General features: G+C 31.7%; 19 protein-coding genes and 1 tRNA gene. 4 read left to right on the forward strand and 16 right to left on the reverse strand.

Going from position 1 to position 17,465, the window contains the following annotated elements; all coding sequences use genetic code 11:
- Nucleotides 1-83: 83 nt before the first annotated feature.
- Nucleotides 84-263, reverse strand: a complete 180-nt coding sequence (locus tag PYV58_RS13055; RefSeq protein WP_004721206.1) for a ribbon-helix-helix protein, CopG family — start codon at nucleotides 261-263, stop codon at nucleotides 84-86.
- 262 nt (nucleotides 264-525) lie between these two features.
- Nucleotides 526-882 (reverse strand): hypothetical protein, encoded by a 357-nt coding sequence (locus tag PYV58_RS13060; protein WP_004721210.1) that lies wholly within the window; start codon nucleotides 880-882, stop codon nucleotides 526-528.
- A 1,131-nt stretch (nucleotides 883-2,013) separates the two neighbouring features.
- Here PYV58_RS13060 and PYV58_RS13065 point away from each other — a divergent pair.
- Nucleotides 2,014-2,565, forward strand: coding sequence for a DUF2799 domain-containing protein (locus tag PYV58_RS13065; protein ID WP_034611921.1), 552 nt, complete (start codon nucleotides 2,014-2,016; stop codon nucleotides 2,563-2,565).
- 235 nt (nucleotides 2,566-2,800) lie between these two features.
- On the opposite strand, the gene PYV58_RS13070 is transcribed toward PYV58_RS13065, so the two are convergent.
- The 3 genes from PYV58_RS13070 to PYV58_RS13080 all read right to left on the reverse strand — a co-directional run bounded on the left by PYV58_RS13070 (nucleotide 2,801) and on the right by PYV58_RS13080 (nucleotide 4,113).
- A complete protein-coding gene (locus tag PYV58_RS13070) occupies nucleotides 2,801-3,208 on the reverse strand; it encodes a hypothetical protein (protein WP_275059540.1) in 408 nt (135 codons plus the stop codon).
- 82 nt (nucleotides 3,209-3,290) lie between these two features.
- Complete coding sequence (locus PYV58_RS13075) at nucleotides 3,291-3,494, reverse strand: hypothetical protein (protein ID WP_034612074.1); 204 nt, start codon at nucleotides 3,492-3,494, stop codon at nucleotides 3,291-3,293.
- Between the two features lie 358 nt (nucleotides 3,495-3,852).
- Nucleotides 3,853-4,113: a hypothetical protein gene (locus tag PYV58_RS13080; RefSeq protein WP_034611919.1), complete on the reverse strand. Its 261-nt coding sequence runs from the start codon at nucleotides 4,111-4,113 to the stop codon at nucleotides 3,853-3,855.
- A 1,731-nt stretch (nucleotides 4,114-5,844) separates the two neighbouring features.
- Between PYV58_RS13080 and PYV58_RS13085 the strand changes: the two genes are divergently transcribed.
- Nucleotides 5,845-6,723 carry an ATP-grasp fold amidoligase family protein gene (locus tag PYV58_RS13085; RefSeq protein WP_034611917.1) on the forward strand — a complete coding sequence of 293 codons (879 nt, stop codon included), beginning with the start codon at nucleotides 5,845-5,847 and terminating at the stop codon, nucleotides 6,721-6,723.
- A gap of 123 nt (nucleotides 6,724-6,846) precedes the next feature.
- Here PYV58_RS13085 and PYV58_RS13090 read toward each other — a convergent pair whose 3' ends face one another.
- The 6 genes from PYV58_RS13090 to PYV58_RS13115 all read right to left on the reverse strand — a co-directional run bounded on the left by PYV58_RS13090 (nucleotide 6,847) and on the right by PYV58_RS13115 (nucleotide 10,904).
- On the reverse strand, nucleotides 6,847-7,104 hold the full coding sequence (locus tag PYV58_RS13090) for a hypothetical protein (RefSeq protein ID WP_004820762.1): 258 nt from the start codon (nucleotides 7,102-7,104) through the stop codon (nucleotides 6,847-6,849).
- Between the two features lie 1,317 nt (nucleotides 7,105-8,421).
- Nucleotides 8,422-9,033, reverse strand: coding sequence for an NAD(P)-dependent oxidoreductase (locus tag PYV58_RS13095; RefSeq protein ID WP_004820758.1), 612 nt, complete (start codon nucleotides 9,031-9,033; stop codon nucleotides 8,422-8,424).
- Nucleotides 9,034-9,616: 583 nt separating this feature from the next.
- On the reverse strand, nucleotides 9,617-9,817 hold the full coding sequence (locus tag PYV58_RS13100) for a hypothetical protein (RefSeq protein WP_004820756.1): 201 nt from the start codon (nucleotides 9,815-9,817) through the stop codon (nucleotides 9,617-9,619).
- 23 nt (nucleotides 9,818-9,840) lie between these two features.
- Complete coding sequence (locus PYV58_RS13105; protein ID WP_034611914.1) at nucleotides 9,841-10,110, reverse strand: hypothetical protein; 270 nt, start codon at nucleotides 10,108-10,110, stop codon at nucleotides 9,841-9,843.
- Between the two features lie 102 nt (nucleotides 10,111-10,212).
- Nucleotides 10,213-10,371 (reverse strand): DUF1328 domain-containing protein, encoded by a 159-nt coding sequence (locus tag PYV58_RS13110; protein ID WP_004721227.1) that lies wholly within the window; start codon nucleotides 10,369-10,371, stop codon nucleotides 10,213-10,215.
- A gap of 188 nt (nucleotides 10,372-10,559) precedes the next feature.
- The gene (locus tag PYV58_RS13115) at nucleotides 10,560-10,904 is read right to left on the reverse strand and encodes a hypothetical protein (protein ID WP_034611911.1); all 345 of its coding nucleotides are present in this window, start codon (nucleotides 10,902-10,904) and stop codon (nucleotides 10,560-10,562) included.
- 566 nt (nucleotides 10,905-11,470) lie between these two features.
- Between PYV58_RS13115 and PYV58_RS13120 the strand changes: the two genes are divergently transcribed.
- Together PYV58_RS13120 and PYV58_RS13125 are read left to right on the forward strand one after the other, a co-directional pair.
- Nucleotides 11,471-11,920: a BLUF domain-containing protein gene (locus tag PYV58_RS13120; RefSeq protein WP_034611909.1), complete on the forward strand. Its 450-nt coding sequence runs from the start codon at nucleotides 11,471-11,473 to the stop codon at nucleotides 11,918-11,920.
- Between the two features lie 39 nt (nucleotides 11,921-11,959).
- The gene (locus PYV58_RS13125) at nucleotides 11,960-12,427 is read left to right on the forward strand and encodes a BLUF domain-containing protein (protein ID WP_034611907.1); all 468 of its coding nucleotides are present in this window, start codon (nucleotides 11,960-11,962) and stop codon (nucleotides 12,425-12,427) included.
- A 329-nt stretch (nucleotides 12,428-12,756) separates the two neighbouring features.
- On the opposite strand, the gene PYV58_RS13130 is transcribed toward PYV58_RS13125, so the two are convergent.
- The 5 genes from PYV58_RS13130 to PYV58_RS13150 all read right to left on the reverse strand — a co-directional run bounded on the left by PYV58_RS13130 (nucleotide 12,757) and on the right by PYV58_RS13150 (nucleotide 17,389).
- Entirely contained in the window at nucleotides 12,757-13,017 is a 261-nt protein-coding gene (locus tag PYV58_RS13130; protein ID WP_034611905.1) for a hypothetical protein, read from the reverse strand.
- Nucleotides 13,018-13,362: 345 nt separating this feature from the next.
- Nucleotides 13,363-13,439: transfer RNA gene (locus PYV58_RS13135), tRNA-Val, on the reverse strand.
- 44 nt (nucleotides 13,440-13,483) lie between these two features.
- Nucleotides 13,484-15,499 (reverse strand): DUF3488 and transglutaminase-like domain-containing protein, encoded by a 2,016-nt coding sequence (locus PYV58_RS13140; RefSeq protein ID WP_034611902.1) that lies wholly within the window; start codon nucleotides 15,497-15,499, stop codon nucleotides 13,484-13,486.
- Nucleotides 15,500-15,508: 9 nt separating this feature from the next.
- Complete coding sequence (locus PYV58_RS13145; protein ID WP_034611900.1) at nucleotides 15,509-16,417, reverse strand: DUF58 domain-containing protein; 909 nt, start codon at nucleotides 16,415-16,417, stop codon at nucleotides 15,509-15,511.
- A 12-nt stretch (nucleotides 16,418-16,429) separates the two neighbouring features.
- Nucleotides 16,430-17,389 carry an AAA family ATPase gene (locus PYV58_RS13150; RefSeq protein WP_034611896.1) on the reverse strand — a complete coding sequence of 320 codons (960 nt, stop codon included), beginning with the start codon at nucleotides 17,387-17,389 and terminating at the stop codon, nucleotides 16,430-16,432.
- Nucleotides 17,390-17,465 lie beyond the last annotated feature (76 nt).

The raw sequence follows: 17,465 nt of genomic DNA on the forward strand, positions 1-17,465 counted from the left end.
TTCTCTGATTCAATATAAATAAGACCCGCTTTTCCCCCTAAAAAGCACAGTCCCATTTCTTGATAAAATTGATAATTTAAATATTACTTTTTTGGTAAAGTCGGTTTAGTCGCGTAATCAACACCATGCTTTTCTAAATACTCACGAATCAATTGGCGAACCACTTGTGAAGGCTTTAGATCCTGACGGTTGCACAATTCTTCAAAAGCTTCCTTTTTGTTCGGGTCTATCAAAATAGTTAATCTTGCTGTTTTATTTTCCATATCCCCAATCTCTTAATTTATTTAGAAATAGAATTCTAATAACATTTATGAGATTTTCAATGATATTTTTTTATTTTATGCTATTCATATTTATAACTTTACATTCATAGACTTAAGTCGACTATTTCACTCAAGATTTAACATCTTTATATAGCCTATATTCGGGCTGTATTTATATGCTAAATATGCATTCTATTTTCTTAGTATTGATGATTTAAAATGGCTATTACATCGTATCCAATATAATAGCCAATTGCTGCTTTTAAGAAAAATCTAACTCTTTTTCAAAAATTCGAAGTTCATGTCTTGCCATCGCTAAGTTCGATTTTTGGCGATCCAATACTAGATATAAAAATAAATCGCTATTCTTTTCAAGTGGACGTAATAAATGGTACTGCTTCCCGAGTGTGATCAAAACATCATCAATCGTATCTTTCAAATCTAGTGCTTTTGCTGTTTTAATTTTTGCTCTTAAAACTTCCGTATTTCCAGCTGCAGCAAGCTCTAGATCGATCCCCGTTCCTTGAGCGGCAAGTGATAATCCGCTTGTATAGTCGACAAGTGCTGCTGCTGTGAAGCCATCAATCTCAGCCAATGGATTTAAGTCAATTTTAGCCATTATTTTTTACCCCTTTTTTTCAATATAAGATGATTTATATAGATTTATAACACTATATAACAACATAAAAATATCATAAAATGATAATAAAATATTATATTATTATAACAATATGTGATTTTTTTAATATTTTTCAGCACCTTGACACAAAAAAGCCCTCCAATGAGGGCTCTATCAAACTTTTGTACTTTTTAACTCAGTGCTTACATCCTTATAGTAGAATTAGATCTTGCTCTTTTAGCGACTTTGATAATTTTTGTTTGTTTTATTTTTCTTAGGCAAATAGTAAATAAGAAATCAGAGAAAATAATTACAGACCCAAAATATCCAATTAATTTTTAAATCCAACACCATGATTGCATAGCATTTTTTGACAATAAAAAACAGCCAAAAGTACTCTTACTCAAAACCACAAAATTAGTCGTCATTCTGCTTGAATGATATTTTCATTTGTTTAAAAACCAAGCCCGATGCGATAAAACCAAGGCATCCAATAACGATAAACTCAACAATAGCTTCCGCTAAACCGAGAACAAAAAAAACTATGGATAAGACTACCGATACAGCAAAAACGATCTTCCCAAACATTAGAATTAAGCCACTTTAAAGATCAATGTAAATTTAACTATAAAATCATAGTATATAAGTTTTATGAAATTAAATAAGTAACTATAAATTTCTGTGTAATCGTCACTGCACTGAGCTCAATGATTGTCTATGTTTTGGATTTGTAGTCTTGCTTTAATCCACTTTATTTTTATAGCGTTAGATGAAAAATCCTATTTTTAGAAAAAATCTGAATAAATTATCAATCTATTAAATTTAACTGCCCATCCGTTATTTTTAAATTAAATGAAGTTAAGAATTTAGCAGTTCTGTTCTTTTGAAGATGGATCCTTGGGTTTATATCTATCAGCTGCAATACAAACATTATGCACAAGCTGAAGATACGCCAAAGTTAAAATACGATATCGGCAATAGCTGCAGAAACATGATAAAAACACTTTTTTATCTCAAATTTTAGATGCACTTTTCATGTGATACAGGATTAATGATCAGGAAATTATTGATCTTGTCATGATAAAATCATTTTTTTTAAAGTAAGTCAAAAATCGTTTGGAAGAATTTTTCATGAAACTTATAGTAATTTTATCTACTTTTACGGTTTTACTTTCCGGTTGTGCTGCAATGAGTGTTGAACAATGTAAAACTGCAAATTGGTTTAACGTTGGCGAAAAAGATGGCGCTGCTGGAAATAAATCCCACATAGATAAATACTATTCCTCTTGTAAAAAAGCCAATATTACTCCTAGTCAAAATCTTTATGAAATGGGTTACCTAAAAGGTTTAGGGGCTTACTGTCAACCTGAAAATATCTTTTATGAAGCTTTAGAAGGTCGCGGTAATTTTAGAGTTTGCCCTGCAGAGAAACGTGAATCCTTACGTCATTATTATCAAGTGGCCAGTAACTTTTATCATGCGAATTCAGAATTTAATACTTCACAAAACAATCTAGATTACTATCTTGGAAAATTAGACAGCAAAGATCTATCTGCCAAAGATCGCGACGACTATAAAAAGAAATTATCTGATCTTCGTAGCAATAGCAGTCAAGTACGCTCACGTTATCAAGACGCACTTCGGAATCTGGAACGCTTTAAAGCTGAGCATGATCTCTATTAGTTTTAAACAAAGTCACAAACAACTACTCACGAGCGATTTCGAACACTGCTTTGGAATAAGTTATTCGAATAAAAAAGCCTCACATCACTGTGAGGCTTCCCCTTAATTTTGCGCTGATTAAGGATTATTGTATGTTTATTCACTATAATGAATTAACAATCACAGTTTTACTAAATAACGTGAAATGTGTCAATTTTAAATCATAAAATAAGCATACTTTTTCAACTATTCACCGTCATTCAATGATACAGACTTGTTTTCTTAATGGACTATCTCCTGCAAGATCGTCATTAGATGAACCAATACCATGTGTAATGCCATTTTCATCATAAAATGACAAATATGTATAAGTTTTATTTTTATCACAGTCTATATAATTGATCATTTTCATATACTTAAAAGAATTACCCTGCCTATCCTTAGCGACTCTTAGCATAACTGCTTTATATCTAGGCTGGTCCAATTTCGGCTCTCTTTTTACAAGAAAAAGCGACTTTTTTATTTTAGATGTATGTTTATCATCTAGCTCTTTTTTAAACTTTTCAATATCTAATTTTTCTTCAAGAAAAGTTGGTTTTATTGGATCAGCAAAGCTAAATTTCGAATTCAATATAAGAAATGCCAAGAGGATTTTTTTCATCATTGATTTAAATGTCATCTGTAAAAAAAGTTAAATCACATAAATTAAAACCCCAACTTTTGATGGGTACATTTGCGAATTAATTTTAAAGACTTATATCAATATCGATGTTGTTGGCAATATCAGAAACAATATCTTTACTCGTATTCACAATCAACCGACCTGTTTCCAAGATTAGATCAACGGCATCCAAAGGATTGATCGAATTCACGATATCATTCATTACGCTAGAATCTTTTTGCTCTGGTTGAGATTGCTGTTCTAAATCTTGATTTTCTAAATTATTCACTTTGTTCTTCCATAAGCCTCGCATAAGAATTCCACAATGAATTCAGGGGCTATTCAGTTGACTACATCACGATAGCAGAACTATGCCATATTGCCTCTACGCGGCCAATAGCTGACATCTATTCACTGATTTGATCCTGCAAGTGCAGAGTCTTAGATTGATCTTGTTGATATGTATCTTATTTTCGACAAATGATTCAATCCACAATAAAACGAGACAGACTATTGAAATGATTTCCATCGTTGGGACTGCCTTGATTGAAAAATTAAACTCTATTAAAAAGTAAAATTTAGTTCGTTTAGGTGGTGGAATAAAGTTGTGGTTATTTCCTTCAGGAGACATTAAAACTTACAGTACTTTAATTCCAAAAAACAGAAAATATTTTTTCTTTACCAGCATTTTTGATCCTCACCTTGTAGCCTGCTTTCTTAAATTCTTCACCCAAATTAATTATGTCATGTTGAGCAAAATCTTTAGTGATGTATTCACTTACAAATAACTCTCCTTGATCGGCTTTTAATCTAATTTGTGTTTTCAAAAATCTTTTAAGCTGCTCAATTGAAAAATATGGCGCTTGATTGGAATCTGTTTTAGTCTCATTCATTTTAGGTATTGGCATTTAAAAACTCACACTCGCAAAGTAAAAAAATATTATGAACAGCTTAACTTTGAATTGAGTATAAAAATTGAAATATCATGTATTCCATGTCATTTCATTTACATGATTATTTTTTAACAACTTTTAGACAATGATGACACACCGCCAACTCTCCGTCTTTACAATAGTGCGTATCAATCACACGATGAAAGCCAAACATACATTTTAATAACTGGATCAAAATCTATCCCTCCATAAAGTAAAAAGCCCATCTCAAGATGAGCTTTTCCATTGAGCAGTTTTATTTTGGAAACCATACGCCAGTTGGCACATTTCCCAACAGGTGTACCAGTAAAGTTAAGGCAATAAATACGGAAAAGAAAAAAACGATGTTTATTGATTTGTCTATCATGATTTCACCCTCATTTTATTGTTGTTTCTTTTTTATACAATAAATTATGTAAAATATCAAACAATTTAAGTAACTTAAAATATATTTTTTACCATTTGTTAAAATAATTTATCAAATAATCAAAATTGAAAATTCATGGATAATCCAAAATGATCACCATTTCACTGTAACCCAAATGCAGCAAGGCAAAATTAAAAAATATAAAAAAAGACGCCTTAGCATCTTTCATTTATATGAAGTTTATTTAAACAATAATATTTAATTTTTTAAGTAAAAAATTTTTAATAATTTCATTCTCATCTAATAACATCAGTTCATCAGATACCCAAAAAATATAAAATACGTTTTTAAACTGAATCTTTCTTTTAAAATAGTTTGTTGTTGAATTGGGTAATTTGCCTTTTACTTTAAAAGACTTTTTATTATCATTTCCTAGCAACTTACTTCCATGCCAGGGACCGCCTATACAAATATTCATAAGAATTAATTTTAAAGATGTTGTTCTGAATTTACATCAAATCTATAAATAAACAACCTATACCTTCGTATAAATTTTAAGCAAAACAATAATAGGCCACATCATTGGATCAAATAGCGCATTATTTGAACTCCAATGATGTCAAGTTAGAAAGCAGAACATCCGTTTACAGTAGCTATTCCAAATATGAATTCATTCATATTTATTAAAAGTGTGCTTAAAATCACATTAAATCCTCAATATTCTTTCAATAAAGCTTAACTATTCAGCTTTCCATCGATACTAATATTCATTTTTCAAATCGTTTTATGCTTTTAGATAGAAGCCAGATACTTATCATTTATTGATTAGGCTAAAATTAATAAACCCACCTAAAAAATAGGTGGGTTTATTAAAGACTTAAATACCAAGTCAAAGTGAAAAGCACAACCTTCTTCACTGGTTAAATTTTACACAATTCATATTAAGATTCAAGAAAATATTTTACCTTTTGGTAAAGCTTGATATATGTATCGTAAATTTTATGTAACAGGCTGCTTAAATCCTTAGCAAATCGCCTAAGGATTGTCGGTCTAAGCGATCTAAAGCTTAAATTTTCATGGATTACAATAACCACGCGCTTGATTCAAATATATCACACATATAAAAACTGGATTCAACATATTGATTAAATATAATAATTTATAATCCAAAAACGTAGCCCGATAAATTTTCCAATCGCCCCGTAAGTGAAAGTAAATATGAAATATTTAGAGGAATAAGCCTATTACTATAATACTCATACATAAAGTCATTCGCTTTTTAAAAATTTTTTAAGCTTTGGTTATTTATACTTATACGATCATTAATTGGGTTTTGACAAATGATTGACAATCTCACCTATTTTGCAAAAGTTATAAGAGCATATTTTGTCTCAGATAAGCAATATTTAACCAAACGTTTTATTAATAAACTTGGCTATATTCCCAATTTTGATCAACCCAAAAGTTTTAATGAAAAAGTTACAGCAAGAATGATTTTTGAAAGAGATCCATTACATACCTTATTGGCTGATAAATTGGCTGTAAGAGAAGTGATCAGCAATAAAATTTGTTCTTCTCATCTGGTCCCATTGATCGGTGTATACCAATCTTTCAATGAAATTGACTTTAGTCGACTGCCCGATAGGTTTGTTTTGAAATGCAATCATGATAGCGGCAGCGCAATCGTCTGCAATGATAAGTGTCAATTTGATCAAAGAAATGCGCAAAACAAATTAACGCATCATTTAAAGCAAAATATGTATTTCAGGAAAAGAGAATGGCATTACAAAAATATTAAGCCATCAATTTTAGCTGAGCAATATGTTGAATTATTGATTGACCAAGAAACTAAATTAACCATTACCACATGTAGAGTCCATTGCTTTGAAGGTCAACCCAAATTTATCGAAGTCGATGTACAAGATAGTCTCAAAAATGAATATTCAAATATTTACGATACATCGTGGACACTCCAACCATTTACAGTTGATTTAAAAAGCAATAGCCCTGCATATTTAAAAAAACCAGCTCGGCTAAGCATCTTAATTGAGTTATCACAAACGCTCTGCCTGAAATATGGTTATAGTCGAATAGATTTTTTGATATCAAAAAATAATATCTATTTCAGTGAAATAACCCTAACACCTAATGCTGGAAGAATGGTCATTGAGCCCAAAGAGTGGGATATGAAACTTGGCAGTTATTGGCATTTATTTTAAAATAATGTAAAAAACACCCACAAAGAGCTGGACTTGTGGGTATATAAATTATAAAAAATGAGTAAAAAACCCTCGAAGTTTAATTCAATAAAATATAACTTATTGCATGTAGTCTATATATCGCTACACAATAAATTTAAACTCAAATTTTCCTTTATAATCAATAGTATCTAAATAATCTTTGATGTCATGTGCTATATTCTTAAAGGTTTCTAAAACATCACTTGGTGGATCAATAACGACTTCAATTTTATAATTTTCATCTTCTTTTTTTGTAGTATGTGTATATACGCCATCACAGCTCATTTTTAATTTTAGATAATCCTCTAGCGTTTTAGTTAAATGATTTGTTACCAGCTCAATTTTTGAAAATTTGTGCATATCCCCTCTTTCCTAAATCACTAGTCATAACCAGATAAAGAATCTCGTATCTCCCCAATCAAATACTTTTTAACTTATCAGAAAGACCAGTTATCCAGACGTTGGTGCTTAAGTTACGATTCACTATATCGTATTTTATAGATATACTAATTCAATCTTAGGTTGAAAATCAACTACTATTCTTTTGAAATTTCTACTATTTTGAGATTTTATACCAATAAAAAAACAATTTTTAGTTATTTTCCCCTTCTATTCTTATATCTCCTAATATGTTTATACCCATGTAGTTCTTAAAAAAGATCTTTCATAAATCAAAAAATGATCATGTTGAGTGAATCAGATTGATATTGAAAGTTCCTTCTCGCCTTGGGAGAAAGCTAGGATGAGGAGGATTTTATGTTGATCTATGGTCTTACAAAGGACTTATTCAGATGTCTAAAATATAAAACTTAAAGTCATATCTACAATGGTTGCAACCGTTCATATCATTTTACACAGCACTAATCCAAGAGCGAGACAGTCCATGTATGACCTAATCTAAGTACAACCTAATCTAAGTTTGATGAATAAAACACGAAAATATTTTATCTTCAAATGACAACAAAATCAAAAATGTTATTGATTTAAATGAATTAATATTTATAAAACTCAGGATAGTGATTTTAAAACCAATGACAATAAATCATTTATCATCATGCGTTCATCTATTTTCATACAAGACTCATTTAGAGACGATTATAACAATATCTTAAAATTCTTATAACCAATAGACACTTAAATAAAAATTACTGATTAAATTAAGAAACTGATAGACATTTTTAAAGTTTTTTAAAGTTTTTTAAAGTTTTTTAAATGAATACTTTTTGTTTCATAACATTTCCAGCATATAAGTCTATCTATAAAAGTGTTATAGTATAACAATTCAAAAAAGAGCTTTTCATGACAAATCCATATATCAATAGCAAGTTCTATATTTTAATTTTGGTCTTATTTATATCAATTATGACCACTAATGTAATCCACAATGACTTTTCAGACAGCTTATTAACCATAATTAACTGTTTTATCATCATAAAAATATTACATGTATTGTCCATTCAACTTTTAAACACAATCTTTAAAATTTGCAATCCTTAATTCATTTAAACTATATAGTTATATTTATTCAATATAGATAAATAAAATGACCTACAGCAATGACCAAAATATTTAAAATAAAAATACTTATAAGTACAAATAAGTTTAGGAAATGCTAAAATCGTCAATTTAATTTTTATAGAAAAAAACCCTCAAATGAGGGCTCTTATACACTTCTTCTTAGTATCCAACAGTAAAACGTTGATTAATATGGTTGTTATTTTCAATTTCATCAGATAATGCTATTGCAAAATCTTCAGCTGAAATTTTACTGCCGTCTTTACCAATTATAAGTTCATCTTTGCCTAAACGAAATTCTCCTGTACGTTTTCCTGGACCAAACTCTGCCGAAGGTGATATAAAAGTCCATTCAATATCATCGACTTGTTTAAGTTTTTCAAGGAAATTTACAGCAGCTTCTGCTTCAGGTTTATACGCAGCAGGAAAGTCATCTGTATCCAATAAGCGTACATTTTTGTTGGGAATAGTCAATCCACCAGCACCACCAACAACCAAATAACGCTTAACTTTAGAATCCCGAATTGTGTTAATCAATGCATTCGCATCTAAGCCATGAAAAGGAACAGCACTTATCACAACATCTTGCCCTTTTAGAGCTTCTACAAGCGCTTCATGATCATTTAAGTCCACATCTACGGATAAGACACGCTCTGTATCTGGTACTTTATGTGTATTACGTGCGATGGCTTTAACGTAATGACCACGTGAAACAAGCTCTTCTAAAATACGTGAACCCGCCATACCTGTTGCACCAATTAAAGCAATCTTCATAATCGTTCCTCACTTATTTAAGATAATTCAAAAATTTTAATCAAATAGTTTTATAAATCTTTAAATATAAAACTTATAATGTTTAAAATTTTATAAATAATTTACATATGAAATAATCAACAATTTATAGATTAAGATTGATAATCCATTATCACCTATATAACTCCATTTTGAATTATTAGTTAAGTTTACTTTCTGTCAAAATCATGTAAACAATGTCACTTTTTAATAGCTCTCATGTATAAGTATTTATTTTAAGAATAATGATTTTAGTAACTAGCTTTCACTTGAATAAAGTTTATGCCTTATTTTAAAATATACCTACTAAGATGGCTGAGTTGCATTAACTGCCCCCATTAAAGGTGGTCAAGAAACAGAAAAACGTTATGATTATTCACTTCGGGTAGCTAAACACGCAGCCCTAAATTTTCATGTTTAAAAACTGCTAAGAGTGTAGCATCGTATATTCAGGATGTAGTTTTGATTAGTTAAGTTACTCTATGAGGTAACTCTTAGTCACTTTAGACCGATTAAATTAAAGCTAAAATTATAAAAATGAATTGAGAAGCTTAGAATATTTGATTCAACTGCTTCTCATCATTTGTCGTTGCTGGCGAACTAATCCTAGCTGCATCTTTCTCTCAAGTATTTCTTCTTCAGAGAATGATAAAGAATCTTTTAATATTTCAATAGGTAATGAACTATTTTCAATCAAATAGCAGTCTTGATCAGTTGACCATTCTGAAATCAATGCTGCTTTTTTTCGCTTATGTCTATGATGCATATAAATACCCTTAATCAAAAAGCTTATAGATTTATTTGCCGATCTACCCATTCCAAAAAATTATTTTTATTATTTATTTCGGGTGCGTTGACTATTACTATATTTTTTTTACTGCCAAATTTACCCGAGATTTTGTTTGGTTTCTCAAAATTGAACTCATCATCTGTGCCCTCATTTAAAGCTCTAAAATATTCAGCGATCTTCTCAAAATTTGTTTTACTATTAAAGTCAGGTCTTAAAAGTAAAAAATTATAAATTTGTTCTAAAACAAAATCATAGTTAATATTTTTCATAATGTGCTCAGTTCAAATTTATTTAAATGATTTAAGTACTTTCAAATTAATTATATCTAACGATAGAATGATTAAATTCTATCGTTAGATGGTTTATAGTGACTATACCTTTCCACGAGAAATAAAACCAATCACTGTAAGAATAACAGCGACAACCAATAGAATAACTGCAAAATCTTTTGAAAGACCTGCTACACCACCAAATCCTAAAAGACTCGCTATAAGTGCTATTACAGCAAAGATAATCGCCCAACGAAACATACTATATTACTCCCTAAAATATATTTTGATTTAAAATAACACTATAAATTAATATTTTAATTCAAGTGTTATTTTATGTGATTAAAATGTTCTAGTTTATAATATTTACAACTCAAAACAACATTAACACTTAAATTCATCAAGTAAGATCAAATTTGAATAAAAAAATAAAAAGCAATCATTAAAACTCACTTTTTATATAATTTATTAAAAATAAAAAATCGATCGACACGTGTATCCTTTAATTTCGGCATAATCATTTTTATAATCAATAAAACAGAGCAAGAAATAAAAAGCATGACGATGACTTCAACAGAATAACTTATCATGAATAAAAGGCTATAGAATCCTAAGAAGTAAGATAGACTTAGGAATACCTTTTGCAAATAAATTGTGATGAATACCCCATACAGTAAAGCTGATAAAAACAAGTTGAGTTTTTTATTCATCCCCAATTGATCAAAAATAATAATAAGCAATGAAATGCTCAAAACAGAGACAATAAAAATAACAATATTTTTTAAAATTTGCATTTCATCCTCTCTCATTTCATATTTATAAAAATGCTCCCCCCTTAGTTGTCCGACTAAGGGGGAAGACTCCCCCAATACACAACACTTTTTATTCAACACATCATTTTTATAATGAATTATTTTAATTTAAGCGTTAGCGACAATCACCTTAAATTAATATTCAGATTTATAATAATGATGAGCACTTGTGGTGTATCTAGGCAGTATAAATAATATGAAATTTAGCGATATAATCCATGGCTTACATGATTGTGAGAAATTTCGTACATTTGTACGTTTTTTAACCACGCGAAATTAAAAATATATTTATTAAATCTTTTATTTTCAAATATTTAATTTTAACTATAGGCTAAATTTATTTTGTAAAGTAACAAAACACTCAAACAGTGTTAAAAAACTTTACATTTCCTGTTTCGACCCATTGGTACGATTTGTTAGCTTTTGATTAATTATCAATGTATTGTAGTCATCGTTACTAATCTTTCTATGTGAATACATAAAGCTTATTAATAAAATTAAAGCGTTAGCACTAGTTCGAAGTAATTATTTATCGTGGAAGCCTTCTAATGGAATTTGTAAGAGTTTTATATGCAAGTAAAGCTACGAGTACTCATCCAGATCTTAAGAATGATTTGATAGAAATTCTTAACACAGCTGTTGATTTCAACTCTCGCAATGAAATCACAGGTGTTCTTTACTATGGACATGGATATTTTGTTCAATGTCTTGAAGGGCATAAAAGTAAGGTTGATGATCTGTTTTATAATCAAATTTTAAAAGATCAACGTCATCAAAATTGTGAAATTTTATATTACGAAAAATGCGACATAGCTTTGTTTAAGCATTGGAATATGAAATTTGCCCCTGTCAATAAAAGACTTGGTGACTTTTTCCTAGAAAATCATCGTGATGATTTCAATCCATTTCTTCTTTCTAGTGAGACAATCCCTTCTTTTATCGACCTTTTAGCGGGTGAATACGCTATGGAACCATATAATTTTGATATCAATGAATAAGTTTTTTTATATGAATCTACGCGACTTGAGAGAAGATGTATGCTAATTCGATTGTGCTATGCGAGTACTCGAAATGAATTAGCCAATGACCTTATTGAAGATTTAAATGCTATCTTAAATACTGCGCGTGATTTTAATGGAAAAAATAAAATTTTTGGCGTTCTATATTATGCCAATAATCATTTTTTTCAATGTCTTGAAGGTGAAAAGTCTATAGTTCAAGCGTTATTTCAAAGTATAAAAAATGACGCTAGGCATAATAGCATTATTGAATTTGAAATCATGGATATTGACAAAATTAGTTTTAAAAACTGGTCAATGAAATACGTGCAAAAGTGCTCAAAAGTTGATTTATTTTTTAATCAGCTTGGCTATGACTCATTTATGCCAGCTGCCCTCAATAATGCTCATTTAAATAGCTTATTAAATGAGCTTTTGAAAGAAAAGCAAACTCGAGTGCGTAAAAAGGTCGGTTTAAATCAGCGAGGAATCTCCTCTTTTCTTTAAATATCAAAAGAGAGGGTTATAGACCCTCTCTTTTAAAGAATTTCAAAGTTTGACCGATTGACTCGCACCCAGTTGCTCTGATTCACCAGATATAGATGCTTTTACTAATTTAAAAAAGCGACAAGCTTCCCAGCGCCATTACAAACCGAGACTAATTAATGAATGGATTAATCTCTTGATGGCTGCTTGTTAAGTTTTCACTTTTAATTTCCTATACCTATAGAGATGTATTGTTACCATCCCTAAATAGATAAAATTAAATCGTTTTTTACATTAGGTTAATGTTTTAAATTATTATGAAAATTATTTATCTTTAATATAATTAAGTTTTATGAGTAATTCATTTTATTGTTATTATTAATACTAACTACTTTAAAGTTACAATTTTTATAATTAATATTTTCGTTTATTTTTGCATGATCAAGTTCATCCCATAATTCAAAGTAAAAAAATTCAGATGTATCTGAGTAAATCCAAAACCACAAAGTAGATTCATCTTTTTTGACTGGGTCATAAATACTATCTTTAACTTTGACAAGTTTATGTAAATGAAATTTATCATCTTGAAGTACTATTTCATGAATACTCAATAGTGTGATTCCTGCAATTTAAAATCATTTAGACTATAACTCATTTTTATTTCTTTTTTTTATTATGATTTTTTTAAAAATGTAATTTAATGATTAAATGTAAATATTTCTTTCTATATTTAAGATAAATTTAAGGTAGGTTTGAAGCACCTTAGTACTTAACTTAAATACGCCAAGCATTGCTACATGGTCTCGATATTTTTATTTTGTTACTAACTGATTGCAAATAGATTGAATATACCGCCATTTTCTGCAATTTTTCTGATTTCACGAATAATAGAGATGCAACAAAAGCAAAAAAAAGACCTATAAGCTTTTGAATTGCTTATAAGTCTTTAAAAATCTTGGTAGGTATATCCAGACTCGAACTGGAGACCTCTACGATGTCAACGTAGCGCTCTAACCAACTGAGCTATACACCTGAAGTGCTGAGAATATTATTCATTTTTTAATAAGATGACAAGCCTTATTTCTTCACTTTTAATGCATTCGCACACTCTTTAAGCAATTTCTTGATATTTTGAATATCCTGTTGATTTTCATTACCTAAATAGACAATTTTTTGAAAAATCTGATTCACTTGTTCAAACAGATGGTTTTGTTCAGTCTGCAAGGCTAAACGCTGCATCCATTGTTGAAAGGTTTCTGACTCTGCTTTTTGATCAACCTCAGATAATTGATGATTAAATTGAGCAATGATTCGCTCAAGCGCTGACATTTGACGAGTGCGCCAAAATTGCGTCACACCCCAATAGATCAACAGTAATCCAAGAATTCCAAAAATTAAAACCAAACCATAACTATAAGCCGATGTTAAGCCAAGCTTCTTCATCCAGCCACTTTGCTTCTCTGCATCGTAACCGACAACCTTACTCTGCCATTGAAAACTAGCATAGTCACTCCAAACACGCAGCGTTCTAAGCAGCGATGAATGCTGAAAACGTAAATTTGAATAGCCCGCATCACCAAAAATCGAACGATCGTCATTCATCACATTTTGCATACCACGATCAATACGCATCGGCGCAATGATGGCCGTTGGATCAATGCGTTGCCATTGCCCGTGTTGATAAACCTCAGCCCAAGCATGTGCATCTAACTGGCGTACTTCCCAACTTTGACCATCAGGAGACAACTCACCGCCTTGGTAGCCTGTGACCACACGCGCTGGAATTCCAACATAACGCATCAGCAAGACAAAGCTTGAGGCATAATGTTCACAAAACCCCTGCCGAGATTGAAACAAGAACTCATCAACGCGGTTATTCCCCAACCTTCCTGGTGCAAGTGTATAAACAAACTTTTCTTTCTTGTACCAGTTCAATACATTCTGAATATAAGCTTCAGGATTAGACTGGCTCTGCTGATACAGATTTAAAGCAAACTTCTGGGCTTGTAGATCACTCTTTTTCGGATAACTGAGGTTATTTTTCAGCATCATCTGTTCAAAATGTGCATCCTGAATATCTCGAACCCGATTCCCCACCCACTGCAATTCAATTGGCTGGGTACGCTGTACCAGTCGTTTAGGTGTAATCGACCAGTCTTCGTGTAACTCAAAACGTTGTTCTATTGGAATGGACTTTTCCAAACCGGTAATCCATTGCTGACTTGGATCACTGGCAAGATATTGATAATGAAATCCATCAATCTGCCCTGCGATCTTGGAATAAGCTTTTACCTGTTTATTGGCAAACTCACTTGTCCACGTTGTACCATCATAACGATCAAGTACCATCGCTCGCCAATACAACTCATTACGATTTGGCAATTGCTTCATATTGCCAATAACTCGAAATGCCAATGCACTTGACTGTGAAAGCTCAGCAATATCACCCGGTGACATGCGATCACTTAATCCCGTTACCGCTTTATTATTGGGAATGGGGATTTGCCAAAGTGGTGGCAAACGCGGGAAAAACATAAACAGTAAAACAAAGAATGGCAGTGCCAAAGCAATAAATTTAAGAATATGCAATGAATCACTTTTAAGTGACTGGAAAACAGGTTGCTCTATTTCAAAATTGGCGATTTGTACACGATACAGTCCAACCAAACAGCTGATTAAACAACATAAAACCAACAGTGCCATCCAAAAGGCTTGGCTGTGTAAAAATAAACTGGCACTGACGAACAGAGCAAAGTTAAACAGAATAATAAAGTCACGCTTTGATTTGGTTTCCAGTGCTTTCGCAAATAAAAATGTGGAGAGAACCGCTGTACCTGCTTCTACGCCTAAAAAAGTGCGGGAATCAAAATAAATGATGACTAAGGCTAAAAGTGCAAAAACTAATTTTGGGATTTGTGTAAATAATCGAGGCAGATTATAGACTTGATGTTTATTGGTTTTATCATAATACAGTGCCAAAGCCACTATATTCATGAGGAATAAAATAGACAATGCCACAGGCATATAAGCCAGCTGTGCCAGCCAAATCAAACTCAGCACAACTAAAATTGAAATTTGTATCGATTTATTCATTGTTCATCCTCACGCTTGCGCCAATAAGGTTTTGATATGAATATAGTGCTGTTCTCCAATCCCATTTTCAGTTTGTGCATGCGGTAAAATGATGCTATACGGCGTTTCCGTCTGATGACATCGATCGACCAACTCCATCATAAAACTCAGCTTCTCTTCATGGTCTGCGCTTGGCATTTTGCTATATTCAATTTGCATCGCATGGGTATCAACCAAATCATCGAATTGCTTTACAAATAATCCTTGTCCACGCGCAGCCTGTTTCCAAGAAATGCTTTGCAATGAATCACCTGATTTAAAAGTCCTTAACTCTTTAAATTCATCTAAATCAGGTTCACCCGTATTGGAATAATTCTGTGATTGATGCGTTAAAGACTTCGCTTCAGGAGCAATCCAGTAACTTTCAGTTAAATAAATATAGGTCCATGCTCGCACTAAACCGAGTGGATATGTGGAGTAAATTTGAATTGGGGGAACTGAAAATTCCCCTCGTTGTTGAGGAATAAAATTCAATTCAAAACTTTGTTGTTTTTCTTCAAATAGAAAAGATTGTAATTGTTCATCAATTTTAAAGTTTAAAAACTTAGGCGTAGCACGATCTTGTTGTAGGTTAACTCTCACCTTAAAAGCTTCATTGACCTTACCCACTTCATCGACAACCACATCTAATGTAATCGCATGTAATTGTTTAAAACTGAGATAGAAACTAATACATAAAATTGCACTGATTAAAAAACAAAAACCAAGAATTAAATTGTTGGCATAATTAATCCCAGCGATAAAAGTAATCAGAATAAGGACCAGATACAGAAAACCTTGCTGGTACATAAACACCAACACTTGGTTTTGTTTCAGTGTACGGGTTCCTGTATAGCGAAACCGAAGATGCAGCCATTTAACAAATCGTTGACCTAACATAAGCGTTTCCAATTAGCCCTTTACAGGAACTTTTTGCATAAGTGCTCGTGTCTCAGATTCACCTAATCCTATACGATGCGACACCACAGCAACAAACACTGCTTGTACATCATCTGCAATTACAAATTGTCTTTTTTCAATCAAGGCATAGGCTTGTGCTGATTTTTTTAACGCCAATAACCCACGTGGAGATAAGCCATGACGACCTTTACGTGTTTCTTCTGCTAGATCAAGCATATATTCAAAAACAACATCACTCAATGTAATTTGATTTACCATACATTGTAATTGCAAAATTTCCTGATGTTGGAAAATCGCTTGCAACTTTTTAATCAAATCATGGCGCGAGGTTTGCTGCAATAATAGTTTTTCTGCTGCGCGTGATGGATAGCCTAAAGACAGTCGCATCAAGAAACGGTCAAGTTGTGATTCAGGCAAACTATAGGTTCCACTTTGAAAAAGTGGGTTCTGCGTTGCAATCACCCAAAATGGTTGTGGTAAAGGGTAACGTGTACCATCTATAGTAACATTGCCCTCCTCCATTGCTTCAAGCAAAGCACTTTGGGTCTTAGGGCTACAGCGGTTAATTTCATCTGCAAGCAGAATTTGGGTAAAGATTGGACCATGTTTAAACTCAAATTGATGCTCTTTTTGATTAAACATATTGATCCCAATCACATCACTTGCAAGCATATCATTGGTAAACTGAATCCGTTGAAAATCGAGACCTGCAAGACGAGACAAGCTGCTGGCTAAGGTGGTTTTTCCAAGTCCGGGTAAGTCTTCAAAAAGTAAATGTCCACTAGCCAATAGACTACAGAGTGCCAGTTTAGTCTGATGACTTTTATCTAAAATAATTTGGTTGATTTGACTTAAAAAGTCATCAATTTTTGGGTAAAACTGAGTGAGGTCTAAATTTGATACAGTGCTATGTTGTTCTGATGCTTTTACTTGTGTTGTTCCCCAAATCACCTTTTATTTCCCCAATAAAATTATTGTAACTTCCTTAACATACACGGTTTTAAGGAATACTCAATCTTGACTGCGA

The sequence above is a fragment of the Acinetobacter sp. TAC-1 genome (genome assembly GCF_029025845.1).
GTDB classification, from domain to species: domain Bacteria; phylum Pseudomonadota; class Gammaproteobacteria; order Pseudomonadales; family Moraxellaceae; genus Acinetobacter; species Acinetobacter guillouiae.